This is a genomic window from Pseudonocardia petroleophila (assembly GCF_014235185.1).
In the GTDB taxonomy this organism is placed as follows: Bacteria; Actinomycetota; Actinomycetes; order Mycobacteriales; family Pseudonocardiaceae; genus Pseudonocardia; species Pseudonocardia petroleophila.
Genome location: NZ_CP060131.1, coordinates 3548944 through 3574823, shown reverse-complemented (window position 1 = coordinate 3574823; position 25880 = coordinate 3548944). Strand labels below are relative to the sequence as shown.

The window sequence follows — 25880 nt, the reverse complement described above, 5'->3', positions numbered from 1 at the left end:
GCCCGGTTGACGGCAGGATGGCGACGTGGACATCGCCGCTACCCCCGAGTGGGCCGCCCTCACCGAGCACCACGCCGCCGTCGCCGGCCTGCACCTGCGCGAGCTGTTCGACGCCGATCCGGAGCGGGCCGCCGCGCTCACCACGACCGGCGCCGACCTCGTCCTCGACTGGTCCAAGAACCGCGTCACCCGCGACACGCTGCCGCTGCTGACGGCGCTGGCGCGGGCCGCCTGCCTCCCCGAGCGCACCGACGCGATGTTCGCGGGCGAGCACATCAACACCAGCGAGGACCGCGCGGTCCTGCACACCGCGCTGCGCGCGCCCCGGGCCACCGCGCTCGCCGTCGACGGCCAGGACGTCATCGACGACGTGCACGCCGTCCTCGACCGGATGGGCGAGTTCACCGACTCGGTCCGCTCCGGCGAGTGGGTCGGCCACACCGGCGAGCGGATCCGCGCCGTCGTCAACATCGGCATCGGGGGCTCGGACCTCGGCCCGGTGATGGCGTACGAGGCTCTCAAGGCGTACGCGCAGCGCGACATCGAGCTGCGGTTCGTGTCCAACATCGACCCCACCGACGTCGCCGAGGCCACCCGCGACCTCGACCCCGCCAGCACGCTGTTCGTCGTGTCCTCCAAGACGTTCACGACGCTGGAGACGCTGACCAACGCGCGCGTCGCCCGGGCCTGGCTGCTCGCCGGGCTCGGCGACGACGCGGACGTCGCGAAGCACTTCGTCGCCGTCTCGACGAACGCGAAGGAGGCGACGGCCTTCGGCATCGACGAGGCCAACATGTTCGGCTTCTGGGACTGGGTGGGCGGGCGCTACTCGCTCGACTCCGCGATCGGGCTGTCGCTGATGATCGCGATCGGGAAGGAGCAGTTCGCCGAGTTCCTGGCCGGGATGCACGCGATGGACCGGCACTTCCGCGACGCCCCGCTCGAGCAGAACCTGCCGGTCATCGCCGGGCTGCTCAACGTCTGGTACGTCAACTTCTTCGGCACCGAGACCCACGCGGTGCTCCCCTACAGCCAGTACCTGCACCGGCTCCCCGCCTACCTGCAGCAGCTGACGATGGAGAGCAACGGCAAGTCCGTCCGCGGCGACGGCACCCCGGTCACGACGGCCACCGGCGAGATCTTCTGGGGCGAGCCGGGCACCAACGGCCAGCACGCGTTCTACCAGCTCATCCACCAGGGGACGCGGCTCGTCCCGGCCGACTTCATCGGGTTCGCCGAGCCGAACCACGTCCTCCCCGTCGACGACGACACCGACATGCACGACCTGTTCATGGCCAACCTGTTCGCCCAGTCCTCGGCGCTCGCGTTCGGCAAGACCGCCGAGGAGATCGCCGCGGAGGGCACCCCGGCCGAGCTGGTGCCGCACAAGGTGATGCCCGGCAACCGGCCCAGCTCCACGATCCTGGCGCGCAAGCTCACGCCGTCGGTGCTCGGGCAGCTCATCGCGTTCTACGAGCACGTGACGTTCGTCGAGGGCACGGTCTGGGGCATCGACTCCTTCGACCAGTGGGGCGTGGAGCTGGGGAAGGTCATGGCCAAGCAGCTCGGCCCGACGCTGACCGAGCCGTCGCCCGACCTCTCCGGGCTCGACTCCTCCACCGCCGCCCTCGTCGGGCGCTACCGGGAGTGGCGCGGGCGGTGAGCCATCCCGCGGGCCTGGACGGCCCTCACGAACCGAACCCGACGCGGCCCGGGCGCGCCGTCCTGCTCGCGGTACTGCTGCTCCTCGCGGCGGGCGCGGCGATGTGGGCGGCGCTCGACACCGCCGGCGCGGGCCGGCTCGACGCCCGCTTCCTCGGCGAGGCCGTCGAGTCGCGGACGGGCGGGCTCACCGACGTCGCCGTCGCGGTCACGACGATCGGCAACACGTTCGCGATGGGCGTGCTCGCCACCCTGACCGGGATCTGGTGCTGGGCCCGCGGGCGGCGGGCCGACGCGGTGTTCGTCGTCGCGACGATGGCGGGGGCGGTGCTGCTGTTCCGCGGGATCAAGATCCTCGTCGACCGGCCGCGGCCCCCGGCGCTCACGCAGGTGGTGCGGGAGACCAACGAGTCGCTGCCGTCCGGGCACGCGACGATGTCGATGGTCGTGATCGGGTCGCTGGTCGTGCTGTTCTGGGCCGGGCGGGGCACCGCGGCGCGGGTGGCGATGGTCGTCGCGGCCGGGCTGTGGGTCGGCGCGGTCGGGGCGACGCGGATCTACCTGGGCGTGCACTGGTTCAGCGACGTGCTCATCGGCTGGCTGCTCGGCGCGGCCTGGCTGGCCGGGTGTGCGGCGACGTGGAGCTGGTGGCGCCGCCGCGCCGCGGTCACCGCATGAGGAGCGCCGCGATCGCCGCCGCCCGCCGCGCGGGGTCGCCGGTGGGGTCGCGCAGCGCCGTGACGATCGCGCCGTCGACCAGGATCAGCAGCTGCTCGCCGAGCTCCGCGTCCCCGGCCAGCCCGCCCAGGTAGGCGGCCAGCTGCGCCTTGTGGTCGGCCGCGACGCGGTGCGCCGCGCTGTCGCGGTCGGCCGCCTCGACCATCGCGTTGATCGCGGCACAGCCGCGGAAGCCGGGCTCCGCGAGCTGCTCGGCGAGGGCCTCGAACACCGCGGGCACCCCGCCGCCGCGTGCGTCGACGGCGGCCGCGAGGTCGGCGCGCCAGCGCGCCAGCCGCTCCCCCAGCACCGTGACGACCAGGTCGTCCTTGCCGGGGAAGTGCCGGTAGAACGACGCCCGCCCGACCCCGGACTCGGCGAGCAGCCGCTCCACCCCCACCGCCCGGACGCCCTCGGCGTAGAAGAGGCGCTCGGCGGCGGCGATCAGTCGGTCACGGGCGGCGGTGGGCACGGACCGACCCTAGCGCAGAACGGAACCGATCGGTACCGTCTGCGCCATGAGCCGATACGCCCAGCTGACGTTCACCGATCCGGTCCGCGAGGTGCAGGCCGAGCAGGGCAGCGCCGCGGCGATGGCCCGGATGCTCCCCCCTGATGGATCCGACACGGCCGGGCCCGACGCCCTCGGGCCCGCCGAGGCCGCGTTCCTCGCCGAGCGCGACGGCGTCTACCTGGCGACGGTCGGGTCCACCGGCTGGCCCTACGTCCAGCACCGCGGCGGCCCGCCCGGCTTCCTGCACGTCCTCGACGAGCACACGCTCGGCTTCGTCGACGTCCGCGGCAACCGGCAGTACGTCTCCACCGGCAACCTGCGCCACGACGACCGCGTCGCCGTGTTCGCCATGGACCACGCCCACCAGCGGCGGCTCAAGCTGCTCGGCCGCGCCGAGCTCGTCGCGCTCGACGCCGACCCGGCCCTCACCGAGCGCCTGTCCGACGTCGCCGCCGACGGGCGGCCGGAGCGGGTCGTGCTCATCCACGTGGAGGGCGTGCAGCAGAACTGCCCGCAGCACATCACCCCGCGCTGGTCGGAGGCGGAGCTGGCCGACGCGCTGGCGCCGATGCGGGAGCGGATCGCCGAGCTGGAGGCCGAGAACGCGCGGCTCAGGGGCGCCTGACCGGCCCGCCCCGCACCGGCCGGTGGCGCACGACGCGGTCCTCGTTGTCGCGGAACCGCGGCTCGTAGTGGGTGAAGAACACCGTCGCCACGAGGTCGCGGCGACTGCGGACCCCGGTCTTGTCGAACACCGACTTCAGGTGCTGCTGCACGGTGTGCGTGGAGAGCACCAGCTCGTCGGCGATCTGCGCGGTCGACCCGCCCTGCAGGACCGCCCGGGTGACGTCGCGCTCCCGCTCGGTGAGGCCGTAGGCCGCCATGAGCAGCGGCAGGATCCGCGCCGGATGGGCCGGCTCGATGATCACCGCGACCCGCCGTTCGCCCGTCGAGACCAGCGGAGCGCCGTGCAGCACCATCCACGTCCCGCCGCGGGAGCGCACCCGCGCCACGGCGACCCCACCGTCCCCGCTCGCCGCCCGCGCGGCCACCGTCAGCAGCGCGGTGGGCAGGCGCCCGGCGTCGGCGTCGCCGTCGGGGAGCTCGGCGAGCCACCGGTCGACGCCCGGCGTGGCCGAGTGCACGTCGAACCGCTCGTCGAGGATCACCAGGCCGGGTGACTCCGGCCCCTCCGGGTCGGCCGCCTCCCCGACGAGCAACGCACGACGCGCCCCCTCCGCGAGGCGCGGCGCCACCGCCGTCAGGAACTGCTTCTCCCGCCCGTCGAACAGCGGCTCGCCGGGTTCGCGGTAGAGCCCCAGCGCCCCCCAGACCTCACCGGTGCGGGTCCGCAGCCCGAGGATCAGCTCCTGGTCGCCGCCCATCTCCATGTTCGCCCGCCAGCGGGGGCTTGCACTGGGGTCGCCTCCGGTCACCTCGTGCAGCGTGGAGATGCCGGCCGGCGAGCGGGTGACGTCGACGAGGTGGTGCACGTCGTCGGAGAGGTACTCCGCGTGCAGCCACTCCGCCGGGAACTCGGGCATGCCGTCGTGGAAGTGGCTGGTCATGAGCAGCGACGCGGGATCGAGGGTGTACCAGCAGGGCGTCCGGTAGAACGGCACGGCGGCGGTGAGGACGTCGGTGGTCTCCCGCCACAACGTCACCAGGTCGTGCGGCGCAGCCGTGATCCGCGCGATGCGGTCGGCGGCGCGCTCCAGGTCGGGCACGCCCGGGAACCTACGCCGGACGGGCCGCCCGCGGGATACCACCTTTCCGGTATGGGACCGCCGCGCCTGCCGTCCTAGCGTCGGCGCCATGACAGCAGCTCGCGTTCTCGGACCGCACGACGGGGACCTCTCCGCCCTCGGTGGTGTGCGGGACCGTTTCATGATCGACGGCAAGGACACCGACGGCCGGTTCGCGCTGGTCCAGCACCTGTTCGAGCCCCGCGCACTCGCGGCACCGATGCACCGCCACCGCGACGAGGACGAGTACACCTACGTGCTGACCGGCCGGATCGGCGCGGTGCTCGACGGCGAGGAGCTGGTCGCCGAACCCGGTGACCTGCTGTTCAAGCCCCGCGGCCAGTGGCACACGTTCTGGAACGCCGGCGACGAGCCGGCGACCGTGCTGGAGCTGATCTCACCCGCCGGGTTCGAGGAGCTGTTCCGGTCGTTCGCGACGCTCACCGCGGCGCCCTCCCCGGAGGAGCTGGCGGAGATGGCCGCCCGATACGGCTGCGACCTGGACTTCCCGGCCACCGGCCCGGTGCTGGAGCGGCACGGGCTGACGTTCTAGCGCTGCTCCTTCGCGCACCACCACGTGGAGCGGCCGCCGACGGTGCCGTGCAGCATGTGCGAGCCGCAGCGCGGGCACGCGGCGTCGGCGTTGCGGTACGGGACGACCTCACCGGTGTGCACGCCGCCGTGCGCGATGGCCGCCTTCAACGACGACTCCAGGCTGTCGTAGAGGCGGTCGAGGTCCTTCGGGCGCAGCTCGTCGGCGGGCGTCGCCGGGGAGATCGACGCCTGCCACAGCGTCTCGTCGGCGAGCAGGTTGCCGACGCCGGCGAGGACGGTCTGGTCGAGCAGTCGCGCCTTGACCGCGGAGTGCCCGCGCCCGACCCGCGTGCGGAACTCGTCGCGGGTGATCACCTCGGCGTCGGGGCCCAGCGCCTCGTGGTCCGGGTCGAGGCGGACGCGGCCCAGGCGGCGCTTGTCGAACAGCCGCAGCGAGCCGCCGTCGGCGAAGTTCACGGTGAAGCGGTCCCACTCGGGCTTGCGGGCGCCCGGGTTGCGGTGCTCGGGGCCGGTCGGCCCGACCTTCCCGTCGACGACGATCTGCCCGCCCATCCCCAGGTGGATGCCCAGCTCGGGGCCCGCGTCACCGCGCACCGACGTCTCGCACCACATCGTCTTGCCCCGCCGGTGCGCCGCGGTGAGCTCCCCGCCGACCAGCGCGGCGGCGATCTGGCCGGGCGGGTGCGGGCGGCAGACCCAGTCGTCGTTGTCGTCGATCGAGGCGATCTCGCGGTGCAGGGCGTCGCGCAGGACCGTGCGGGCCAGCTCGACCTCGGGCAGTTCGGGCACGGCCCCATCCTGGCGCGCGGCGGGAACAGTCGCGCGGCGAGGCGGGTTGGGGCCCGTGTGGATCGCATGCGGGTACGCGCGCCCGAGCTGCGCGGGCGGCGCTGGCTGAACACCGGCGGCGCCGACGTCACCCTGGCCGACCTGCGCGGCAAGATCGTCCTGCTCGACTTCTGGACGTTCTGCTGCGTCAACTGCCTGCACGTCCTCGACGAGCTGCGCGAGCTGGAGGAGCGCTTCGCCGACGTGCTCGTGGTCGTCGGGGTGCACTCGCCGAAGTTCGTGCACGAGGCCGACCCGGACGCCGTCGAGGCCGCGGTGGAGCGCTACGGCGTCACGCACCCGGTGCTCGACGACCCCGAGCTGGGCATGTGGGACGCCTACGCCGCCCGCGCCTGGCCGACGCTCGTCGTGATCGACCCGGCGGGGTACGTCGTCGCGCAGATGGCCGGGGAGGGGCACGCGCACGGCCTCGGGGTGCTGCTCGACGAGCTGGTGGCGACCCACGCCGACGTGCTGCGCCGCGGCGACGGACCCTACGTCGCGCCGCCCGAGCCGGAGACCGCGCTGCGGTTCCCGGGCAAGGTGATCGCGCTGCCGGGAGGGTCGTTCCTCGTCTCCGACACCGCCCACCACCAGCTCGTCGAGCTCGAGCCCGACCTCGTCACCGAGCGGCGGCGGATCGGGTCCGGGGAGCGGGGCGCGCCGTTCTCCGAGCCGCAGGGGCTGCTCCTGCTCCCCGACGGCGACGTGCTCGTCGCCGACTCGGTGAACCACGCGGTCCGCCGCGTCGACCTGGCCGACGGGACCGTGTCCACCGTCGCCGGCACCGGGTCGCAGCTGCGCACGCGGGTCGAGGTCGGGGACACCTCCGGGGAGCTGTCGACGCCGTGGGACCTCGCGTGGTGGGACGGGCGGGTCGTCGTCGCGATGGCGGGGCCGCACCAGCTCTGGACCGTCGACCCCGCGACCGGGGTCGCGCGCGTCCTCGCCGGGACGACGAACGAGGGCCTGCGCGACGGCCCGCCGTCGGACGCCTTCTTCGCCCAGCCGTCCGGGCTCGCGGTCTCGCCCGACGGCACGCTGTGGATCGCCGACTCCGAGACCTCGGCGCTGCGGTCCCTCGTCGCCTCCCCCTCGGTCGGTGCGGAGGTGAGCACGGCCGTCGGACTCGGGCTGTTCGACTTCGGCCACCGCGACGGCGACGCCGACCAGGCGCTGCTGCAGCACCCGCTCGGGGTGGCGGTGCTGCCCGACGGGTCGATCGCGATCGCCGACACCTACAACGGCGCCCTGCGCCGCTACGACCCCGCGACCCGCACCGTCTCCACGCTGGCCCGTGACCTGCGCGAACCGTCCGACGTCCTGGTCGACGGCGACGCGCTCGTGGTCGTCGAGTCCGCCGCGCACCGGCTGGTGCGGGTGCCGATCCCGGCGAGCACCCGCGTCGACGCCGGTGCGCACCGCGTCCGGCGGGCCCGGACCGACCTGTCCCCCGGCGCACTGACGCTGCACGTCGACTTCGTCCCGCCCACCGGCCAGCACCTCGACGCCCGCTTCGGCGACCCGACCTCGCTGACGGTCGCCGCCTCCCCGCCGGACCTGCTCGTCTCCGGCGGCGGCACCTCGCCCGGGCTGACCCGCGAGCTGGTGCTGGCCGCCGACGGCGAGGGGGTCCTGCAGGTCAGCGTGGCCGCCGCGGCCTGCGACGACGGCGACGGCGTGTTCGCCGCCTGCCACCGCTACCAGCAGGACTGGGGCATCCCCCTGCGCCTGGTGGACGGGGCGCCGACGACGCTCACCCTCCCCCTCCGCAGCACCGCGCACCCCGGCACTCCGGAGCCGTAGTGCCGGATCCGGGGCCTCCCGGCAGCACTACGGCTCCGGAGTGCGCTCAGGCGAGGCGGACCAGGGTCCAGCCGTCCTCCGACGGGGCGAGCAGGGTCGTCGGGGCGCCGGAACCCGCGACCTCGTCCGCGTCGACCCCCGTCCCGATCTCCACGACGAGGCGGTCCTCGGTGACGCCGTCCGCCGTGACCTCGACGGTGTCGCCGACCTCCAGCGCGGCCACCAGCTCCGCGGGCACCCGCAGCAGGGTCCCCACCCGGCCGACCCCCGACGGGAGGCCGTCCGGGCCGGGGGCGACCGGCCCCAGCTCGACGCGGTGGTCGCGGGTGGCGACGACGGTGTCGGGCTCGGTGCGGGGTGCGGCGGCGGGTGGCGGCGGGCCGCCGGGTGCGGCCGGGCCGGCGGCCGCGGCCGGACCGCCGGGTGCCGTTGCGGGGCGGGCGGCCGCGGCCGGGGCGACGGGTGCCGCCGGATCGGCAGCAGGACCGGCGGCCGCGGCCGGACCCCCGGGTGCCGCTGGACCGACGGATGCGGCCGGGTCGACGGGCAGGGTCGGGTCGACGGGTGCGACGGCGCCGGGCGCGACCGGATCGACGGGCAGGGCCGGATCGACGCCGGCGCGGACGCGGCCCGTCGACGAGGTGGGGACGCCCGCGACCGGCGCGGCCACCGCGGTGACCTCCCCGAGCAGCGTCGCGACGGCATCCGCCGGCCGGGCGGCCGGGTCGTCGAGGAGGGCCCCGGCCGGGGTCCCGCCGCCGACGGACGGGGCCGGGACCTCCGCCCCGGGTGCGGAGTCGAGCGCCGCGAGGACCGGTCCGGGATCCCCGGCAGGCAGCCGGTCGCGCAGCCCGTCGGGCAGTGCGGCTCGGGGCGCCTCGAACACCTCGGGCACCGGGATCGGCGCCGGTGCCGGAGCGGGCCGCGGCGGGATCAGCGCGGGGTCGCCGAGCGCGGCGGGGCGGGTGGCGCCCAGGTACTCGTCGCCGGGGTAGCGGTAGCGGGCGACCTGCACCGGCCGCCCCTTCGACGGCGCGTTGACCATCGTCCCGTCGCCCAGGTAGAGCCCCACGTGGTAGACGCGCTCGGGGACGCCGTAGAACACCAGGTCACCGGGCTGCAGCGGCGCGTCGGGCGGCACTCCGGGGCCCGCGTAGTACTGGGTGTGGGCCGTGCGGGGCAGCCCGATGCCGGCGACGGCGTAGGCGTGGTGGGTGAGGCCGGAGCAGTCGAAGCCGGTGTCGCCCGCGGCCGGGCCGTCGCCGCCCCACTCGTAGGGCAGCCCGAGCTGGGCGAGCGCCGCGTCGACCGCCACGGCGGCGATCTCCTCCACCCGGTCCGCGGCCGGGGCCACGACCAGCGGCACCGCCCCCGGCACGATCCCGGGCGGCACGGCCGCCGGCAGCCCGGCGACGATCGCGGCCAGCACGAGCGCCCCGAGCGCCGCACGCACCAGCGGGAGCGGCGGAGCCTGCCGGCGGCGGTGCCGCCCGCGGTACCGACGGTCACGGGATGCGGGCGGGATCGACACACCGCAGAGCCTCCTCCGAGACCCCCACCCGCCACATCACACGGACGGTGACGACTCGGGTACCCGACCAGGTGACAGCGGCCTCGACCCGGCGGTGGTCGTCGCCGGACGGTGCGGCCCGAGACCCTCGCGCCGGCGCAGCGGGAGAGGGCCGCGGCAGCGCGGAGACGAGCACGGCGCCGCCGTCCACGACGCGGGCCGGGGCGAACCCCACCGCCATGATCACCGGAAGTGGTGCAGGGGTGTCACGGACGGCACCCGTCGACCACTCCTGGCGATCATGGCGGTGTAACGGGGCCGGCCCGGCCGACGGAGACGGTGCGTGACTCCCCGATCGCTCCCCGTCCTCGCCCTGCTCTTGGCCGCCGCGGCCGCCTGCGGCTCCCCCGCACCCGCCCCGGCCGCGCCGCCCCCCTCCGCGGCCCCGGCCGTCACCGCCGCTCCGGTCGAGTCGGCGCCCGCCGCCACGGCCTGGGTCATGCCCGATCTCGTCGGCGCGAACCTGCAGGACGCCCAGAACGCCGTCCAGTCCCTCACCGACTTCGGCATCGCGGTCACCACGTCCACCGACGCCACCGGCGCCGGGCGCAACCAGGTGCTCGACGCCAACTGGACCGTCTGCGCCCAGAACATCGCGCCCGGCGAGACGATCACCGCCGACTCGAGGATCGACTTCGCGGCGGTGAAGCTGGAGGAGGCCTGCTGAGCCTCAGGTGCCTGCGGCTCAGCCGAACCGGGGCGCCCGCTTCTCCCGGTGGGCCGCCACGCCCTCGCGCACGTCGTCGAGCCCGAAGCCGTAGAACTCCAGGGCCAGCGACGCGTCGAAGGACGGGCCTGCGGCCCGGTACCAGTTGTTCAGCGCCTGCTTGGTGAACTGCACCGCGCTCGGGGACCCGGCGGCGAGCTTCCGGGCCACCTCCATCGCCTTGTCGTGCACCTGGTCGTCGTCGACGCAGACGGAGACCAGGCCGATCCGCTCCGCCTCCTCGCCGGTGAGGACGTCGCAGGTGAGCAGGTAGTACTTGGCCTTGGCCATGCCGCACAGCAGCGGCCAGTTGATGACGGCGTGGTCGCCGGCCGCGACGCCGAGCCGCGTGTGCCCGTCGACGATCTTCGCGGTGCGCCCGGCGACGGAGATGTCGGCGAGCATCGCGACCGCCAGCCCGGCCCCGACGGCGGGGCCGTGGATCGCCGACACGATCGGCTTCGAGCAGTTGATCACGTTGTAGACGAGGTCGCGGGCCTCACGCATGACGCGGGTGCGGACCGCCGGGTCGTCGACCATCGACTCGATCAGGTCGAACGACCCTCCCGCGGAGAAGCCGCGGCCGGCCCCGCGGATCACCACGACGCGGACGGACTCGTCGCGGTCGATCGCGGGCCAGATGTCGGCGAGCTGCGCGTGCGCGTCGGCGCCGACGGCGTTGAGGTTGGGGCCGTCGAGCACGATCTCCAGGATCGACTCCTCGGGCCGCTCGACTCGCAGGGCGGGGAAGCGGTCGTAGTCCACGCACCCGACCCTAGGTGGTCAGCTCCTTGCCGCCGCCGTCGATCTCCGGCTTCGCCCGCTTGACGTCCACGCCGCCCATCAGCGCGAGGCCGACGATCCGCACGCGGGGCCCGCCCGACCGGGCCCCGATGGCGTGCCCGGCGAACCCGCCCATCAGCCCGAACCCGTCGACCTCGACGTCCAGGTGGTCGGGCACCGTGATGTCGATGCCGCCCATGATCGCGACCGCCGTGATCGTGATGTCGTCCCCGGCGAACCGGGCGTGCCGCAGGTCCAGCTCCACGCCGCCCATCAGCGCGACCGCGGTGTGCCGCGCGGGGACGACCCACTCACCCTTGCGCTCGCAGCCGCTCATGATCGCGACCGAGACGGCCGGGCCCGCGCTGCCGGCGGGCGCCGCCCGCTCCACCGGCCGCCCGACGACCTCGACCGGCAGGTCGCGGGTCAGCGGCACCAGCTCGCCGTAGGTGCGCGCGGCGTAGAGGACCTCGAGGCGTTCGCCCAGCTCGTCGAGGGTGATCCGGCCCTCGGCGGCGGCCGCGTGCAGGTGCTCGGCGACGCGGTGGCGGTCCTGGTCCGATGCCCGGAGGTCCTCCGGTTCCTGGGGTGCGGCCACCCCAGCAGGGTACCCAGTCCCGCCCTCGTCCGTTCGGAGCAAGCGCGGCACCCCGGGGCCCGCGGGGCGGGGCCGGGGGCAGGATGCCGGTCGTGCTCCCCCCACACCTGTCCCGTGTCCTCGCGGCAGCCGGGCTGCTCGCGCTGACGGCCTGCGGTGCCGCGCCCGCCCCCGCCGCGCCCCCCGCGGGCCACTCCGGTCACGCCGGGGGCGTCGGCCTCTACGCCGTGCAGAGCGGCCCGCTCGGCGTCGTCGCCACCGACACCGACGGCCACCTCCTCTACCGCTCCGACGCCGACTCCGCGGACCCGCCGACGTCGACCTGCACCGGCGAGTGCACCCGGACCTGGGTCCCGCTGACCGTCGCCGACGGGGCCGAGCCGGAGCTGCTCGGCGTCGACGAGGAGCTGGTCGGGCGCCTGGCCCGGCCCGACGGCGACGACCAGCTGACGCTCGCCGGCTGGCCGCTCTACCACCATGTCGACGACACCGGCGGCCTCACCGACGCCGGTCGGAACGGCGCCGACGGCATCTGGTTCGCGGTCACCCCGACCGGGGAGAAGGCCGCGTAGGGTCGCGGACCGTGACCTGGCGCGACGTGGACGACTACTACACCGGGCTGCTGCTCGACGAGGACCCCGCCCTCGACGCGGCGCTGGAGGCCAACGCCGAGGCCGGGCTGCCGGCGATCGACGTGTCGCCCGCCCAGGGCAAGATGCTGCACCTGCTGGCCCGCGCGATCGGGGCGCGGCGGATCCTGGAGGTCGGCACGCTCGGCGGCTACTCCACGATCTGGCTGGCCCGCGCGGTGCAGCCGGAGGGCAGCGTCGTGACCTGCGAGATCGACCCGCACCACGCGCGGGTGGCCGCGGCCAACATCGCGCGCGCCGGGCTCGCCGACACCGTCGACGTCCGGGTCGGGCCGGCCGTCGACACGCTCGCCGGGCTCACCGGCCCGTTCGACCTGGCGTTCGTCGACGCCGACAAGGCCTCCAACGCCGAGTACTTCGCGCACGCGCTGCGGCTCTCGCGGCCCGGCGGGGTGATCGTCGTCGACAACGTGGTGCGCGGCGGGCGGGTCGTCGAGGAGGCGAGCACCGACGCCGCGGTCGTCGGCACCCGGCGGTTCGCGCGGGCGCTCGCCGCCGAGGAGCGCGTCGACGCCACCGTGATCCAGACCGTGGGCAGCAAGGGCCACGACGGGTTCGCACTGGCCGTGGTCCGGTGACCGGGCCGCTGACCGGTGTCACCGTCGTCGCGCTGGAGCAGGCGGTGTCCGCGCCGCTGGCCAGCCGGACGCTCGGCGACCTCGGTGCCCGGGTGGTCAAGGTCGAGAACCCGCGCGGCGGCGACTTCGCCCGCCACTACGACGACGTCGCCCGCGGGTCGGCCGCGCACTTCGTCTGGGTCAACCGGGGCAAGGAGTCGGTCACCCTCGACCTCAAGGACCCCCGCGGCCTCGACCTGCTGCACCGCCTGCTCGACCGCGCCGACGCGCTGGTCTCCAACCTCGCCCCCGGGGCGACCGACCGGCTCGGCGTCGGGCCCGACCAGCTCGCGCGGCGGCACCCGCACCTGGTCGCCGTGGAGATCTCCGGGTACGGGCCGGGCGGCCCGCTGTCGGACAAACGCGCCTACGACCTGCTGGTGCAGGCCGAGTCCGGGGCGTGCTCGACGACCGGGACCGAGGGTGCGCCCGCCAAGGCCGGGCCCCCGGTCGCCGACACCTCCAGCGGCCTCTACGCCGCCATCGCCGTGCTGGGCGGCCTGTTCCGGCGTCGGACGGGCGGGCCCGGCGGCTCCGAGCACGTCGCGATGCTCGACGTCATGACCGAGCTGATGGGCTACTCGCTGACCTACACCCGCCACACCGGCGTCGAGCAGCAGCCGCGCGGGATGGGCTCCCCCGCCGTCGTCCCGTACGGGCGTTCGGGACCGCCGACGGCCACACCGTCGTCCTGGGCACCACCAACGACGCCGAGTGGCGCCGCCTCGCCCGCGACCTCCTCGGCCGCCCGGACCTCGCCGAGGACCCGCGGTACGCCACCGCAGGGCGCCGCGTCGAGCACCGCGCGGAGCTCGACGCCCTCGTCGCCGCCTGGTGCGCCCGCACCGACCTGGCCGCGATCCAGTCCGCCGCCGACGCCGCGGGCATCGGCAACTCCCGCTACAACACGACCTCCGACGTCCTGGCCCACCCGCACCTCGCCGCGCGCGGCCGCTGGGGCGAGGTCGACACCCCCGGCGGGCCGGTCCCGGCCCTGCTGCCCCCGCTCGGCGGGCGCCTCGACCCCGTGCCGGCCCTGGGCGAGCACACCGACGCGGTGCTGCGCGAGCTCGGCGTCACCGACGCCGACATCGCCGCACTGCGCGCCGACGGCGTCGTCTGACGGCGTCGTCCGAGGGCGGGCGGCGGTACCGGCGGGTAGGTTGCCGCCATGGACGCTGGTGACCTGGCCGATGTGCTCGCCGCCGTGCGCACCTTCGTGCGCAACGAGGTGGTGCCGATCGAGGAGCAGATCGACGCCGAGGACGAGATCCCCGGGTCGGTCATCGCCGCCTGCAAGGACATGGGCCTCTACGGGTTCGCGATCCCGGAGTCCTACGGCGGGCTCGGCCTGACCATGCACGAGGAGGTGCAGCTCGCGTTCGAGCTGGGCTGGACCACCCCCGCGCTGCGCTCGGCGTTCGGCACCAACAACGGCATCGCCGGGCAGGTGCTGATCCAGGGCGGCACGGAGGAGCAGAAGGCGTCGTGGCTGCCGCGGCTGGCCTCCGGCGAGGTCACGGCGTCGTTCGGGCTCACCGAGGCCGACGCCGGCTCCGACCCGTCGACGCTCGCCACCACCGCGCGCCGCGACGGCTCCGACTGGGTGCTCAACGGCTCCAAGCGCTACATCACCAACGCGATCGTCGCCGACGTCATCATGGTGTTCGCCCGGACCAACCCCGACGCCGTCGGCAACCGCGGGATCTCCACGTTCCTCGTCCCCGCCGGCACCCCCGGCCTGACCTGCGGCCCGCGCGACCACAAGATGGGCCAGATGGGCACCTGGACCTCCGACGTGCACCTCGACGACGTCCGGGTCCCCGCCGAGGCGCTCGTCGGCGGGGAGGACGGGCTCGACGTCGGGTTCCAGACCGCCGCGAAGTGCCTCGCCCACGGCCGCGCGCACATCGCGGCGCTGTGCGTCGGGATGGCGGGGCGCCTGGTGCACGAGTCGGTGGAGTTCGCGAAGACCCGCGAGCAGGGCGGCAAGCCGATCGCGTCGTTCCAGCTGATCCAGGGGCTGATCGCCGACTCCGTCACCGACCACTACGCGGGCCGCGCGCTGATCCTCGACGTCGCCCGCGCCTACGACGCCGGCACCGACCGGGTGCAGGGGCCGTCGGCGGCGAAGTACTTCTGCTCGGAGATGGTCGGGCGGGTGGCCGACCGTGCGGTGCAGGTGCACGGCGGCGCCGGGTACATCCGCGGGGTCCCGGTCGAGCGCTTCTACCGCGACGCGCGGCTGTTCCGGATCTACGAGGGCACCAGCCAGATCCAGCAGGTGATCATCGCCCGGCAGGCGCTGGGCAAGGCCGCCCGCGCCTGACCCGCCCCGACCGCGATCATGGCCGCCACGGCCGATGCACCCGTCCTGACCGACGGCGTCGTCGTGCTGCGGGCGCCGCGGCTCGCCGACGTCGACGACATGGTCGCGACGGCCACCGACAGCGAGTCGACGCGCTGGACGACGATCCCGGAGCACTACGGCCGCGCCGACGCCGAGCAGCGGATCGCCTCCGTCGCCGCGACCTGGCGCGACGGCACGGCGTACCGGTGGGCGATCGAGGCGGGCGGCCGGTTCGCCGGGAACCTGGACGTCCGCCACGGCGGGGAGCACGTCCCGGAGATCGGCTACGTGCTCGCCCCCTGGGCCCGCGGGCGCGGCACGATGACCCGCGCGGTGCGCCTGGGCACCGCGTGGGCGTTCGGGCAGGGGCTGCCGGTCGTGCACTGGTGGGCCCACGCGGGGCACCTCGCGTCGTGGCGGGTCGCCCACGCGTGCGGGTTCACCTTCCACGGCGAGCGGCCGCTGTCCGTCCCGCACCGCGGGGGCCTGCGCGACGGCTGGTTCGCCTCCCTGCGCCCCGGCGACGACCCGCACCCGCGCACCACCTGGTGGCCGGTGCCGGTGCTGGAGGGGGCCGGGGTGCGGCTGCGCGCCCACACCGACGCCGACGTGCCGCGCATCGTCGAGGCCTGCTCGGACCCCCGCAGCCGCCGGTACCCCACCACGCTCCCCCGCGCCGGCACCGAGGCGCAGGCGCGGGCGTTCGTGCGGGACGCGCGGCTCGCCGAGTCGCTCGGCACCGGCGTCACCTGGGCCGTCACCGACGGGGTCGACGACCGCCTGCTCGCCGACGTGGGGATCCTCGCCATGTCCGCGGGCCCGGACCCCGCCGGCGGGGAGGTCGGCTACCGGGCGCATCCCGCGGCCCGCGGCCGCGGAGTGGTCTCCGCGGCCGTCCGGCTCGCCGTCGAGCACGCCTTCCGGCCCGTCGCCGACGGCGGGCTGGGCCGGCGCCGGCTGCGGCTCGGGGTCGCCTGGACCGACGACGCCGGCCGGCACGTCGCGGAGCGGGCCGGCTTCGTGCTGGTCGGCCGGCACCGCGGGGACCGCGTGCTCGGCGACGGCACGATCACCGACGTCGCCTGGTACGACCGGCTGGCGACCGACGGCTAGTGGGCCTCGGGCCGGATGTGGTACTCGAAGACCAGCCCGCCGACGGCCATCAGCAGCATGACACCGGCGATGACCAGCGCCCAGATGTAGAAGAACGCCAGCGAGATCCCGACCAGCGCGGCGCACGCGGCGACCGTGATGGGCCAGTAGCTGCCCGGGGAGAAGAAGCCGACGTCACCGGCGCCGTCGGACACCTCGGCCTCGGGGTTGTCCTCCGGACGCTCCTCCAGCCGCCGCGAGACGAACCGGAAGTAGGTGCCGATGATCAGCGTCAGACCGCCGGTGAGGAACAGCCCGGCGACGCCGACCGGCTCCTGCGCCAGCACCGCGTACACGATGCCCAGGATGAAGACGGTGACGGTGACGATCTCGAAGAGTCGCGACTCGACCTTCATGTCCGGACCTCAGTTCCCGGCGGCGATCGTGCCGGACGGCTCGCGCGCGGCTCGATCGGTGTTGTACGGAACGGTCTTCGTGGCGGCGGGCTCGCAGTCGACGCCGCAGCCGAGCTCGGCCAGCGCCTCACCCGCGGTGTAGCCCGCGCCGGTGGCCGGGTTGACCTGGCCGCGCAGGTCGAGCCAGCGGTTGAACAGGTCCAGCGGCAGGGCGCGGACCTCGAAGTTCATCTGCGAGTGGTACGTCCCGCACAGCTCGGCGCAGCGGCCGACGAAGGTGCCCTGGCGGTCGATCTGGTCGATCTGCCAGACGTTGTCCTGGTTGTTCTTCTCCGGCAGCGGGAAGACGTCGCGCTTGAAGAGGAACTCCGGCACGAAGAAGCTGTGGATGACGTCGCTCGAGGCCTGCGTGAACTGGATGCTCGACTCGGTCGGCAGCACCAGCAGCGGGATCGTCGCGCTGTCGCCCAGGGTGCTGACGGGCTCGCCGTCGGGGCCCTGCGCGTCGGGGTAGGTGAACTCCCAGTTCCACTGGAACCCGCGGATGTCGACCGCGAGGTCCGGGTTCGGGTTGTCGGTGTCGACGTAGTTCTGCACGCTGACGGTGAAGCCGAACAGCACCGCCACGATGATCGTCGGGATCACGGTGAACGCGATCTCGACGGGCAGGTTGTACTGCGTCTGGCGCGGCGGGGTGTCGTCGTCGTCCTTCTTCTTGCGGTGGAACGCCACCGCCCAGAACATCGCGCCCCAGGTGACGGCCCCGACCACGAGTGCCGCGATGGCCGACCAGGTCCACAGCTCGCGCATGGCCTCGGCCTGCGGCGTGACGCCGCCCGGCCACCCGAAGCGGATCACGTCCTGCACCGAACATCCGGTGGTCAGCGGCACGATCAGCGCAGCCAGGACGGCGAGCTTGACCGCCCGCGCCCGGCCCGGGTGCGCTCCGTGGTGTGCTCGGCCCACTGCTCGCCGCCTCCCCTTTTTGCTCGGTGCTCCATCGTCTTTCGACCGCGCGTAGAGACTAGCCGAGCAAAGTCCCCGCGCGCCTGTCGGGTGCGTCGCCGCAGCGGCGCGACCGGGCGTGGGCATACTGACGCGTTGTGTGCGGACTGCTCGGACTCCTGACCTCCGGTGCCGATGCCCCCGACCGGGTGAGCGCGGTGGGCGATGCCATGGCGTGTGCCCGGCACCGCGGCCCCGACGAGAGCGGCACCTGGCACGACGCCGACGTCGCCTTCGGCTTCAACCGGCTCGCGATCATCGACATCGACCACTCGCACCAGCCGCTGCAGTACGCGGACGGCCGGTACACGATCGTCTTCAACGGCGAGGTCTACAACTACCTCGAGCTGCGGGCGGAGCTCGCGGCCCAGCACGGGGCGCGGTTCGCCACCGACGGCGACACCGAGGCCGTCGTGGCCGCGTACCACCACTGGGGCCCCGACGCCGTGCGCCGGCTGCGCGGCATGTTCGCGTTCCTCATCTGGGACAGCCAGGAGCGGGTGCTGTTCGGGGCGCGCGACCCGTTCGGCATCAAGCCGCTGTTCGTCGCCTCCGGCCCGGCCGGCGTCGCGTTCGCCAGCGAGAAGAAGAGCCTGCTGGAGCTGGCCCCGACGCTCGGCCTCGAGGTCCCCGTCGCCGCCGACATCGACCCGGCCGCGCTGCAGCACTACCTGACGCTGCAGTACGTGCCCGAGCCCGCCACCCTGCACCGCTCGGTGCGCCGGGTGGAGTCGGGGACGCACGTCACGGTCCGCCCCGGCGGGGAGGTGGAGCACGAGCGCTACTTCACCCCCGTCCTCACCGGCGACGGCCCCACCGGGCCCGCCCTGCACGCGCGCATCGCCGAGGCCCTGCGCGGCTCGGTGGCCGCGCACATGCGGGCCGACGTCACGGTCGGCGCGTTCCTCTCCGGCGGCATCGACTCCACCGCCATCGCCGTGCTGGCCAAGGAGCACAACCCCGACCTCATCACGTTCACGGCGGGCTTCGAGCGGCCCGGCTACTCCGAGGTCGACGTCGCGGCGGAGACGGCGGCGTCGATCGGCGTGCGGCACGTCGTCCGCACCGTCGCGGCCGAGGAGATGATGGACGCCCTGCCGGCCATCGTCTGGTACCTCGACGACCCCGTCGCCGACCCCGCGCTGGTGCCGCTGTGGTTCATCGCCCGGGAGGCCCGCGAGCACGTCAAGGTCGTGCTGTCCGGGGAGGGCGCCGACGAGCTGTTCGGCGGCTACACGATCTACCACGAGCCCGTCTCCCTGGCCGCGTTCGAGCGGGTGCCCGGCGCGCTGCGGCGCCTGCTGGGCCGCACCTCGGTCCGGCTGCCGGAGGGCATGCGCGGCAAGGACCTGCTGCGCCGCGGCGCGATCCCGCTGGAGGAGCGCTACTACGGCAACGCGCGCATCTTCCGCGACGACCAGCTCGCGGGCGTGCTGCGCCGCTACGACCCCCGCCGCTCGCACACCGACATCACCGAGGGCCACTACCTCGCGTCACGGCACTGGGACGCCGTCGCGCGGATGCAGCACGTCGACCTGTTCACCTGGCTGCGCGGCGACATCCTCGTCAAGGCCGACAAGATGACGATGGCCAACTCGCTGGAGCTGCGGGTGCCGTTCCTCGACCCCGAGGTGTTCGGGGTGGCGCGCCGGCTGCCGCGCGCGGAGAAGCTCGGCGGCGGCACCACGAAGTACGCGCTGCGCCGCGCCCTCGACGGGATCGTGCCGCCGCACGTGCTGCACCGCCGCAAGCTCGGGTTCCCGGTGCCGATCCGGCACTGGCTGCGCGAGGAGATGTACGAGTGGGCGTGCGAGATCGTCCGCGACTCGCAGGCCGACCACCTCGTCGACCTGCCCGCCGTGCGCCGCATGCTCGACGCCCACCGCGCCGGCCCGATCGACCACAGCCGCCGCATCTGGACGCTGCTGGTGTTCCTGATCTGGCACGGGATCTTCGTGGAGGAGCGGATCCGGCCCGCGATCGCCGCGCCGGTGCACCCGGTCCGGCTCTAGACCGATGAGTCCGGCCGGGCCGCGTCGTCTGCACTGCGACATCCACGCAGCAGCACGGAGGACACCATGAGCAGGATCATCGCCGGACTCTTCACCTCGGTCGACGGCGTCGTCTCCGACCCGCAGGACTGGCACTTCCCCTACTTCGACGACGAGGTCGGCGCCGTCGTCGGCGAGCTCATGCAGCCGCGGATGCTGCTCGGCCGGGTCACCTACGCCGGCTTCGCGGAGCACTTCGCGCCGCTCGCGGGCGAGGAGTTCGCCGACCAGATGGCCGCCCCGCCGAAGTTCGTCGTGTCCACCACGCTGGAGTCGGCGGAGTGGGGCAACGCGACGGTGCTCGGCGCCGACTGGGCCGACCGGCTGCGCGAGGTCAAGGCGGGCGACGGGCCCGACCTGGGGATGAGCGGCAGCGTCACGCTGATCCACTCGCTGATCGCCGAGGGCCTGCTCGACGAGCTGCACCTGATCGTGCACCCCGTGGTGGTCGGCGGCGGGCGCCGCAGGCTGTTCCCCGCGGACGCCGAGCCGTTCCCGCTGCCGGTCGCGTCGGTCACCCCGCTGAAGAACGGCACCGTGCACGTCGTGCACACGCCCGCCACCCGCTGAGGCTCAGGACCTGAGCTTCTCCCGCCACACGCGCTCGAACGGCAGCCGCCAGGCGTGCGGGGTGATCAGCTGGTGGATCGCGTTCGGCCCCCAGCTGCCCTCCCCGTACGGCTTGACCGGCGGCGGGTCGTCGAGCATCGGCTGCGAGCGCTCCCAGAGGCTCTCGATGCCGTCCGCGGTGGTGAACAGCGTGTGGTCGCCGCGCATGGCGTCGAGGATCAGGCGCTCGTAGGCCTCCAGCGTGTCGCCGGAGTGCTCCCCCTCCTGGGAGGAGAACTGCATGGAGAGCTTGTCGAGCTTCATCCCGGGCCCGGGCCGCTTGCCGTAGTAGGACAGCGAGACCTTCGACTCGTCGGCCAGGTCGAACGTCAGGTGGTCGGGCCCGGCGGCACCCACCCCGGAGTTCGGCGGGAACATCGTCCGCGGCGCCTCCTTGAACGCGATCGAGATGATCCGCTGGCCCTGCGCCATCCTCTTGCCGGTGCGCAGGTAGAACGGCACGCCCGCCCAGCGCCAGTTGTCGAGCTGGGCGCGCAGCGCGATGAAGGTCTCGGTGTCGGAGTCCCGGGCGACGCCGGGCAGCTCGCGGTAGCCGGTGAACTGCCCGCGCACGACGTCACGGGGCTGGATCGGCAGCAGCGAGCGGAAGACCTTGTTCTTCTCCTCGCTGATCGGCCGCGGTTCCAGGGCGGTGGGCGGCTCCATCGCGACGAACGCCAGCACCTGGAACAGGTGGGTGACCACCATGTCCTTGTAGGCGCCCGTCGACTCGTAGAAGTTGGCGCGCTCGTCGAGACCGAGGGTCTCGGGGACGTCGATCTGGACGTGGTCGATGAAGTTGCGGTTCCAGATCGGCTCGAACAGCCCGTTGGCGAAGCGCAGCGCGAGGATGTTCTGCGCCGCCTCCTTGCCCAGGAAGTGGTCGATGCGGAAGATCTGGGCCTCGGCGAACGTCTCGTGCACCTCGTCGTTGAGCCGGACCGCGCTGGCCAGGTCGGTGCCGAACGGCTTCTCCATCACCACGCGCGAGCGCTCCACCAGCTTCGCCTGGTCGAGCATCGTGATGACGTCCAGCGCCGCCCTCGGCGGCACGGACAGGTAGTGCAGGCGCAGCGAGCCCTCGTCGAGCTCGGACTCCGCCCCCGCGACGGCCTCGGCCAGCGCCTCGGGGCCCGCCGTCACCGACACGTAGCGCAGGTTGGCCGCGAAGGCGTCCCATTGCTCCGGGGTGGGCTTGTGGGTGCCGAACTCGAAGACGGCCTCACGGGCGAACGCGCGGAACGCGTCGTCGCTCATCTCCTCCAGCGACGACCCGACCACCCGGATCGACGGGGCGAGCGCCGACGCCGCGAGGTGCGTGAGGCCGGGCAGCAGCTTGCGGCGCGCGAGGTCCCCCGTCGCGCCGAACAGCACGACGACGTGGGGCGCGATCAGCTCCGACCCGGGCCCGTAGGGCCGCGCGCCGGTCGCGGGGTAGGCGATCGTCTGGGGACGGTGATCCGACATGCGGCGCATCCTGCCAGCCGTCGGCGCCCCTGCGGTTACGCCGCCGAGACGGTTATCGGGGCAGCACCGCGTCGATGTCGGCGGCGGCGTCGGGGCCGTAGGCGTCGCGCAGGCGCTCCAGGCCGTGCGCGCGGTCCCACGGCCACTCCTGGCCGCCGTCGTGCTCGAGCACCTGCACGGCGATCAGCGAGCCGAGCTGGGCCGCGCGCTCCAGCGACAGCCCGCCCGCGGTGGCGGCGAGGAAGCCGGCGCGGAACGCGTCGCCGACGCCGGTGGGGTCGACCTTGCCGGTCTCGGGCACGACGCCCACCTTCAGCTCACCGACCTCGCGGCCGGAGATCTGCACGCCGTGCTCGCCGAGCGTGGTGATCCGGATGTCGACGCGCTCGGCGACCTGGGACTCGGTCCAGCCGGTCTTCTGCTGGAGCAGCTCCCACTCGTAGTCGTTGGTCATCAGGTAACGGGCGCCCTCGACGAGCTGCCGGATGCCGTCGCCGTCCATCCGGGCGACCTGCTGGGAGACGTCGGCGGCGAACGGCACGCCCGCCTCGCGGCACTCGCCGGTGAGCTGCACCATCGCGCCCGGGTCGCTCGCCCCGATCAGGACGAGGTCGGCGCGGTCGGCGAAGTCGGCGAGGTGGATCTGGCCGGAGCGGGCCATCGCACCGGTGTAGAACGACCCGATCTGGCGCATGTCGTCGTCGGTGGTGCAGACGAAGCGCGCGGTGTGCACGTCGTCGCAGACCAGGATCGCCGAGCAGTCGACGCCGTGGTCCTCGAGCCAGGTGCGGTACTCCGCGAAGTCGGCCCCGACCGCCCCGACGAGCAGCGGCGACTGGCCGAGCACGCCGAGCCCGAAGGCGATGTTGCCCGCCGAGCCGCCCTTCTTGATGACGAGCTCGTCGACCAGGAAGCTCAGCGACATCCGGTCGAGCTGGTCGACGACCATCTGGTCGGCGAACCGCCCCGGGAAGTGCATGAGGTGGTCGGTGGCGATGGATCCGGTCACGGCGATGGGCACGGGAGGGGACCCTACCTCGCCCGGACGCACGAGACCCCGGTCGCGCACGGCAACCGGGGTCCCGGGTGGCGCAGGACTCAGTTGAACGAGTCGCCGCAGGCGCAGGATCCGCCCGCGTTCGGGTTGTCGATCGTGAAACCCTGCTTCTCGATGGTGTCGACGAAGTCGATGACCGCGCCCTGCAGGTACGGCGCACTCATCCGGTCGACCCCGACCTTGAGGCCGTTGTAGTCGCGGAACAGGTCGCCGTCGAGGGAACGGTCGTCGAAGAAGAGCTGGTAGCGCAGGCCCGCGCAACCCCCGGGCTGGACGGCGATGCGCAGGTGCATGTCGTCCCGGCCCTCCTGTTCGAGCAGGAGGCGGGCCTTGAGCGCGGCGGCGTCGCTGAGCTCGACGCCGTGCGTCTCGGTCTCGACGGCCGTGTCGGTCGTGACGGTGTTCTCGACGGTCATGGCTCTCCCAACAACGAACGATGCGGTGCGCATTCCAGTGTAGGCCCACTCGGCGGGATCTTCCGTGCGGTGACGGCGATCACCGGCCCCGGCTCCACTGCCGGGCGACCCGTTCCGCCAGCGCGGCCAGCGTCCCGGCCGGGTCGGCCAGCGACGCCTCGACGCCGCCCGCGTCCTCGGCCACGGAGTACGCGGAGTCGACGCCGGCGGCCCCGGCCTCGCGGCGCCCCACCGACACCTGCCCGGCCAGCACCAGGCACGGGATCCCCCGGTCCGCGGCCCCACGGGCCACGGTGGTGACGAGCTTGCCGCGCAGCGACTGCCAGTCGAAGCTGCCCTCCCCGGTGACGGCGAGGTCGGCGGCGTCCAGTGCGGCGTCGAGGCCGACCAGGTCGCGCACGAGCCCCGCCCCGGACACCCGCCGGGCGCCGAGGGCCAGCAGGGCCGCCCCGAGACCGCCCGCGGCGCCGGCCCCCGGCTCGTCGCGGACGTCGCGCGGCAGGAGGGGGGCGAACGCGGCCAGCACGGCGTCGAGGTCGGCGACGGTGGCGTCGTCGGCGCCCTTCTGCGGCCCGAAGACCGCCGCGGCGCCGTGCGGGCCGAGCAACGGGTTGTCGACGTCGGCGGCCGCGACGAGCCGCACGCCGCGCAGGTCGGGGGCGGCGGAAAGCCGCACGGCGCCGTCCGGGGCTCCGTCGGGCAGCGGCTCCCCCGCCGCGTCGACGGCGACGGCGCCCAGCGCGGCCAGCATCCCCGCGCCGCCGTCGGTGGTGGCCGACCCACCGAGCCCCACGACGACCTCGGCCATCCCGGCGTCCCGGGCGTCGGCGATCAGCTCCCCGACGCCGCGGGTGCTCGCGCGGCGGGCGGTGGCGGGGGTCCGGTCGGTCACCAGGTGCAGCCCGCACGCCGCGGCCGACTCGACGTAGGCGACGCCGTCGAGCTCCAGCCAGCGGGCGTCGACGGGCCCGCCGAGCGGGCCGGTGACGGTGCGCGCGTGCCAGGTGCCGCCGCGGGCGGTGTGCAGGACGTCGACGAACCCGGTGCCGCCGTCGGCGAGCGGGAGCAGGGTGAGCCGGTCGTGCGGCGCGGCGCGGCGCCACCCGGACGCGACGGCCTCCGCGGCCGCGGTGGCGCTCAGCGTGCCGCCGAAGGAGTCGGGAGCCACCACCACCTGCACGACGGCGAGCCTAGTGGGCCGTAGTCTGGAGGTGTGAGGTTCCTCCGCTCGAAGCCCGCCGACTCCGACGACCCGACCGCAGGCGCGTCCACGACCGGGCCCGAGACGGTCCGCGTCGGCGGCAAGGGGCGCCCCACGCCCAAGCGGCGCGAGGCCGAGACGAAGCGCCGCGGCCCGGCCCCGCCCCCGCCGCGCACCCAGCGCGAGGCGGCGAAGCTCGCGCGGGCCAACCGGCCCGACAAGTCGGTCCGGCGCGCGGAGGCCGCCGAGCGCCGCGAGCGGATGGCCGCCGGCGACGAGAAGTTCCTCATGCCGCGCGACCGCGGGCCGGTCAAGGCCTACGTGCGCGACCTCGTCGACTCCCGGCCGCACCTCATGGGCCTGTTCATGCCGCTGGCGATCGTCGTGGTGCTCTCCCTGCTGATCCCGATCCCGCAGGTGCAGTCCTACCTCAGCCTGTTCAGCCTCATCGCGCTCACCACGATGATCATCGAGGGCATCTTCCTCGGGGCGTCGATCACCAAGAAGGCGCGCGCGAAGTTCCCGGACGCGAAGATCGGCGGCCTCGGCACGGGCTGGTACGCCTTCACCCGCGCCTCCCAGCTGCGCCGCCTGCGCATCCCGAAGCCGCGCGTCGAGCGGGGCGCGAACCCCTGACCGGCCCGGCTCAGGTGCCGTCCTGCAGGCTCATCGGGCCGTAGACCTCGTCGTCGCCGTCGAGCAGGACCACGGCGTCGACGCCGGCGGACCGCAGCTCGGGCCAGACGTCGGAGAACCACGACTCGGCCTCCGCCTGGTCGTCGAACCGCTCGTCGGGACCGTCGACGGGTGACGCCTGCGCGTCCAGGTACCTCCACCGGAATGCCACGGGCCTATCGTGCACCGGTGATCACGCTGGTGCTCGGCGGCACGCGGTCGGGCAAGTCCGGGTACGCGGAGGACCTGCTGCCCGCCGACGCGCCGGTCCGCTACCTCGCCACCGCCGCACGGCGGCCCGGCGACGCCGAGTGGGACGCCCGCCTCGACGCCCACCGCGCCCGCCGCCCCGCCGCGTGGGAGACCGTGGAGTCCCCCGACGTCGCCGCGCTCGTCCGGGCGGGCGGCGGCCCCCTGCTGGTCGACGACCTCGCCACCTGGGTCACCGGCGTCCTGGACGACGCGGGCGCCTGGGACGCCCCGACGGTCCCGGCGCAGGTCGGGGTGCGGGTGGCCGAGCTGGTCGACGCCGTGGCCGCGGCCCCGGGCCGGGTGGTGCTGGTGTCGGCCGAGGCCGGGCTGGGGGTCGTGCCCGCCACCCGGTCGGGCCGGGTCTTCCGCGACGAGCTCGGCGCCCTGAACGCCGCGCTGGCCGCGGTGGCCGACGAGGTCGTGCTGCTCGTGGCCGGTCTGGTGCTGCGGCTCAAGTGACCCGTCCGGGGTCGGGCTCTCGGCCGCCGCCCGCCCGGGTCGGCGCGATCACCGCCCCGCCCCGCGGCCCGTCGGGGGC

Annotated in this window: 26 protein-coding genes and 2 pseudogenes; 15 read left to right on the top strand and 13 right to left on the bottom strand. The window is 74.5% G+C overall.

Going from position 1 to position 25880, the window contains the following annotated elements; translation table 11 throughout:
* Nucleotides 1–25 precede the first annotated feature (25 nt).
* A complete protein-coding gene (gene pgi, locus H6H00_RS17820; protein WP_185716887.1) occupies nucleotides 26–1663 on the top strand; it encodes a glucose-6-phosphate isomerase in 1638 nt (545 codons plus the stop codon).
* The gene (locus tag H6H00_RS17815; RefSeq protein ID WP_185716886.1) at nucleotides 1660–2340 is read left to right on the top strand and encodes a phosphatase PAP2 family protein; all 681 of its coding nucleotides are present in this window, start codon (nucleotides 1660–1662) and stop codon (nucleotides 2338–2340) included. The genes pgi and H6H00_RS17815 overlap by 4 nt, the downstream gene beginning before the upstream one ends.
* Here the strand turns inward: H6H00_RS17815 and H6H00_RS17810 are convergent.
* Nucleotides 2330–2851, bottom strand: a complete 522-nt coding sequence (locus H6H00_RS17810) for a TetR/AcrR family transcriptional regulator (protein ID WP_185716885.1) — start codon at nucleotides 2849–2851, stop codon at nucleotides 2330–2332. The genes H6H00_RS17815 and H6H00_RS17810 overlap by 11 nt on opposite strands.
* Nucleotides 2852–2897: 46 nt before the next feature.
* On the opposite strand from H6H00_RS17810, the gene H6H00_RS17805 reads away from it, so the two are divergent.
* Nucleotides 2898–3518 carry a pyridoxamine 5'-phosphate oxidase family protein gene (locus H6H00_RS17805; protein WP_185716884.1) on the top strand — a complete coding sequence of 207 codons (621 nt, stop codon included), beginning with the start codon at nucleotides 2898–2900 and terminating at the stop codon, nucleotides 3516–3518.
* Here H6H00_RS17805 and H6H00_RS17800 read toward each other — a convergent pair.
* Nucleotides 3505–4620: a helix-turn-helix transcriptional regulator gene (locus tag H6H00_RS17800; protein ID WP_221775573.1), complete on the bottom strand. Its 1116-nt coding sequence runs from the start codon at nucleotides 4618–4620 to the stop codon at nucleotides 3505–3507. The genes H6H00_RS17805 and H6H00_RS17800 overlap by 14 nt on opposite strands.
* An 88-nt stretch (nucleotides 4621–4708) precedes the next feature.
* On the opposite strand from H6H00_RS17800, the gene H6H00_RS17795 reads away from it, so the two are divergent.
* Nucleotides 4709–5191: a cupin domain-containing protein gene (locus tag H6H00_RS17795; protein ID WP_185716882.1), complete on the top strand. Its 483-nt coding sequence runs from the start codon at nucleotides 4709–4711 to the stop codon at nucleotides 5189–5191.
* Here the strand turns inward: H6H00_RS17795 and H6H00_RS17790 are convergent.
* Entirely contained in the window at nucleotides 5188–5982 is a 795-nt protein-coding gene (locus H6H00_RS17790; protein ID WP_185716881.1) for an Fpg/Nei family DNA glycosylase, read from the bottom strand. The two genes, H6H00_RS17795 and H6H00_RS17790, sit on opposite strands and share 4 nt — an antisense overlap.
* 66 nt (nucleotides 5983–6048) lie before the next feature.
* Between H6H00_RS17790 and H6H00_RS17785 the strand changes: the two genes are divergently transcribed.
* Nucleotides 6049–7827: an NHL domain-containing thioredoxin family protein gene (locus H6H00_RS17785; protein WP_185716880.1), complete on the top strand. Its 1779-nt coding sequence runs from the start codon at nucleotides 6049–6051 to the stop codon at nucleotides 7825–7827.
* Nucleotides 7828–8782: 955 nt separating this feature from the next.
* On the opposite strand, the pseudogene H6H00_RS33010 reads toward H6H00_RS17785, so the two are convergent.
* Nucleotides 8783–9121, bottom strand: a pseudogene (locus H6H00_RS33010) (C40 family peptidase); the annotation flags it as partial.
* Nucleotides 9122–9680: 559 nt separating this feature from the next.
* Here H6H00_RS33010 and H6H00_RS31910 point away from each other — a divergent pair.
* Nucleotides 9681–10064: a PASTA domain-containing protein gene (locus H6H00_RS31910; RefSeq protein ID WP_221775571.1), complete on the top strand. Its 384-nt coding sequence runs from the start codon at nucleotides 9681–9683 to the stop codon at nucleotides 10062–10064.
* 18 nt (nucleotides 10065–10082) lie between these two features.
* Here the strand turns inward: H6H00_RS31910 and H6H00_RS17770 are convergent, their stop codons facing one another.
* A complete protein-coding gene (locus H6H00_RS17770; RefSeq protein ID WP_185716879.1) occupies nucleotides 10083–10868 on the bottom strand; it encodes an enoyl-CoA hydratase/isomerase family protein in 786 nt (261 codons plus the stop codon).
* 10 nt (nucleotides 10869–10878) lie between these two features.
* The gene (locus H6H00_RS17765; protein WP_185716878.1) at nucleotides 10879–11484 is read right to left on the bottom strand and encodes a DUF1707 SHOCT-like domain-containing protein; all 606 of its coding nucleotides are present in this window, start codon (nucleotides 11482–11484) and stop codon (nucleotides 10879–10881) included.
* Between the two features lie 92 nt (nucleotides 11485–11576).
* Here H6H00_RS17765 and H6H00_RS17760 point away from each other — a divergent pair, with 92 nt between their 5' ends.
* The 5 genes and pseudogenes from H6H00_RS17760 (at nucleotide 11577) to H6H00_RS17740 (ending at nucleotide 16214) form a co-directional block, all read left to right on the top strand.
* On the top strand, nucleotides 11577–12056 hold the full coding sequence (locus tag H6H00_RS17760; protein WP_185716877.1) for a hypothetical protein: 480 nt from the start codon (nucleotides 11577–11579) through the stop codon (nucleotides 12054–12056).
* A gap of 11 nt (nucleotides 12057–12067) precedes the next feature.
* The gene (locus H6H00_RS17755) at nucleotides 12068–12712 is read left to right on the top strand and encodes an O-methyltransferase (protein WP_185716876.1); all 645 of its coding nucleotides are present in this window, start codon (nucleotides 12068–12070) and stop codon (nucleotides 12710–12712) included.
* Nucleotides 12709–13874 (top strand): annotated as a pseudogene (locus H6H00_RS17750) (CaiB/BaiF CoA transferase family protein). The gene H6H00_RS17755 and the pseudogene H6H00_RS17750 overlap by 4 nt, the downstream one beginning before the upstream one ends.
* A 48-nt stretch (nucleotides 13875–13922) precedes the next feature.
* Nucleotides 13923–15080 carry an acyl-CoA dehydrogenase family protein gene (locus tag H6H00_RS17745; protein ID WP_185716875.1) on the top strand — a complete coding sequence of 386 codons (1158 nt, stop codon included), beginning with the start codon at nucleotides 13923–13925 and terminating at the stop codon, nucleotides 15078–15080.
* An 18-nt stretch (nucleotides 15081–15098) separates the two neighbouring features.
* Complete coding sequence (locus H6H00_RS17740) at nucleotides 15099–16214, top strand: GNAT family N-acetyltransferase (RefSeq protein WP_185716874.1); 1116 nt, start codon at nucleotides 15099–15101, stop codon at nucleotides 16212–16214.
* On the opposite strand, the gene H6H00_RS17735 is transcribed toward H6H00_RS17740, so the two are convergent.
* Both H6H00_RS17735 and ctaC read right to left on the bottom strand, forming a co-directional pair.
* Nucleotides 16211–16609: a cytochrome c oxidase subunit 4 gene (locus tag H6H00_RS17735; protein ID WP_185716873.1), complete on the bottom strand. Its 399-nt coding sequence runs from the start codon at nucleotides 16607–16609 to the stop codon at nucleotides 16211–16213. The genes H6H00_RS17740 and H6H00_RS17735 overlap by 4 nt on opposite strands.
* Nucleotides 16610–16618: 9 nt before the next feature.
* Nucleotides 16619–17575, bottom strand: coding sequence for an aa3-type cytochrome oxidase subunit II (ctaC, locus tag H6H00_RS17730; protein ID WP_255425235.1), 957 nt, complete (start codon nucleotides 17573–17575; stop codon nucleotides 16619–16621).
* 137 nt (nucleotides 17576–17712) lie between these two features.
* On the opposite strand from ctaC, the gene asnB reads away from it, so the two are divergent.
* Nucleotides 17713–19626, top strand: a complete 1914-nt coding sequence (gene asnB / locus H6H00_RS17725; RefSeq protein ID WP_185716871.1) for an asparagine synthase (glutamine-hydrolyzing) — start codon at nucleotides 17713–17715, stop codon at nucleotides 19624–19626.
* Nucleotides 19627–19692: 66 nt separating this feature from the next.
* Nucleotides 19693–20235: a dihydrofolate reductase family protein gene (locus H6H00_RS17720; protein ID WP_185716870.1), complete on the top strand. Its 543-nt coding sequence runs from the start codon at nucleotides 19693–19695 to the stop codon at nucleotides 20233–20235.
* 3 nt (nucleotides 20236–20238) lie between these two features.
* On the opposite strand, the gene zwf is transcribed toward H6H00_RS17720, so the two are convergent.
* The 4 genes from zwf to H6H00_RS17700 all read right to left on the bottom strand — a co-directional run bounded on the left by zwf (nucleotide 20239) and on the right by H6H00_RS17700 (nucleotide 24394).
* Nucleotides 20239–21741, bottom strand: coding sequence for a glucose-6-phosphate dehydrogenase (gene zwf, locus H6H00_RS17715; RefSeq protein ID WP_185716869.1), 1503 nt, complete (start codon nucleotides 21739–21741; stop codon nucleotides 20239–20241).
* Between the two features lie 52 nt (nucleotides 21742–21793).
* Entirely contained in the window at nucleotides 21794–22720 is a 927-nt protein-coding gene (locus H6H00_RS17710; protein WP_221775978.1) for a carbohydrate kinase family protein, read from the bottom strand.
* 119 nt (nucleotides 22721–22839) lie between these two features.
* A complete protein-coding gene (locus tag H6H00_RS17705) occupies nucleotides 22840–23214 on the bottom strand; it encodes a HesB/IscA family protein (RefSeq protein ID WP_185716867.1) in 375 nt (124 codons plus the stop codon).
* 79 nt (nucleotides 23215–23293) lie between these two features.
* Entirely contained in the window at nucleotides 23294–24394 is a 1101-nt protein-coding gene (locus H6H00_RS17700) for a glycerate kinase family protein (RefSeq protein WP_185716866.1), read from the bottom strand.
* 33 nt (nucleotides 24395–24427) lie between these two features.
* On the opposite strand from H6H00_RS17700, the gene H6H00_RS17695 reads away from it, so the two are divergent.
* A complete protein-coding gene (locus H6H00_RS17695; RefSeq protein WP_185716865.1) occupies nucleotides 24428–25051 on the top strand; it encodes a DUF3043 domain-containing protein in 624 nt (207 codons plus the stop codon).
* Between the two features lie 10 nt (nucleotides 25052–25061).
* Here the strand turns inward: H6H00_RS17695 and H6H00_RS17690 are convergent, their stop codons facing one another.
* Entirely contained in the window at nucleotides 25062–25262 is a 201-nt protein-coding gene (locus H6H00_RS17690) for a hypothetical protein (protein ID WP_185716864.1), read from the bottom strand.
* Nucleotides 25263–25279: 17 nt separating this feature from the next.
* Between H6H00_RS17690 and H6H00_RS17685 the strand changes: the two genes are divergently transcribed.
* Nucleotides 25280–25801, top strand: coding sequence for a bifunctional adenosylcobinamide kinase/adenosylcobinamide-phosphate guanylyltransferase (locus H6H00_RS17685; RefSeq protein ID WP_344735947.1), 522 nt, complete (start codon nucleotides 25280–25282; stop codon nucleotides 25799–25801).
* The last annotated feature ends 79 nt before the right edge of the window (nucleotides 25802–25880 follow it).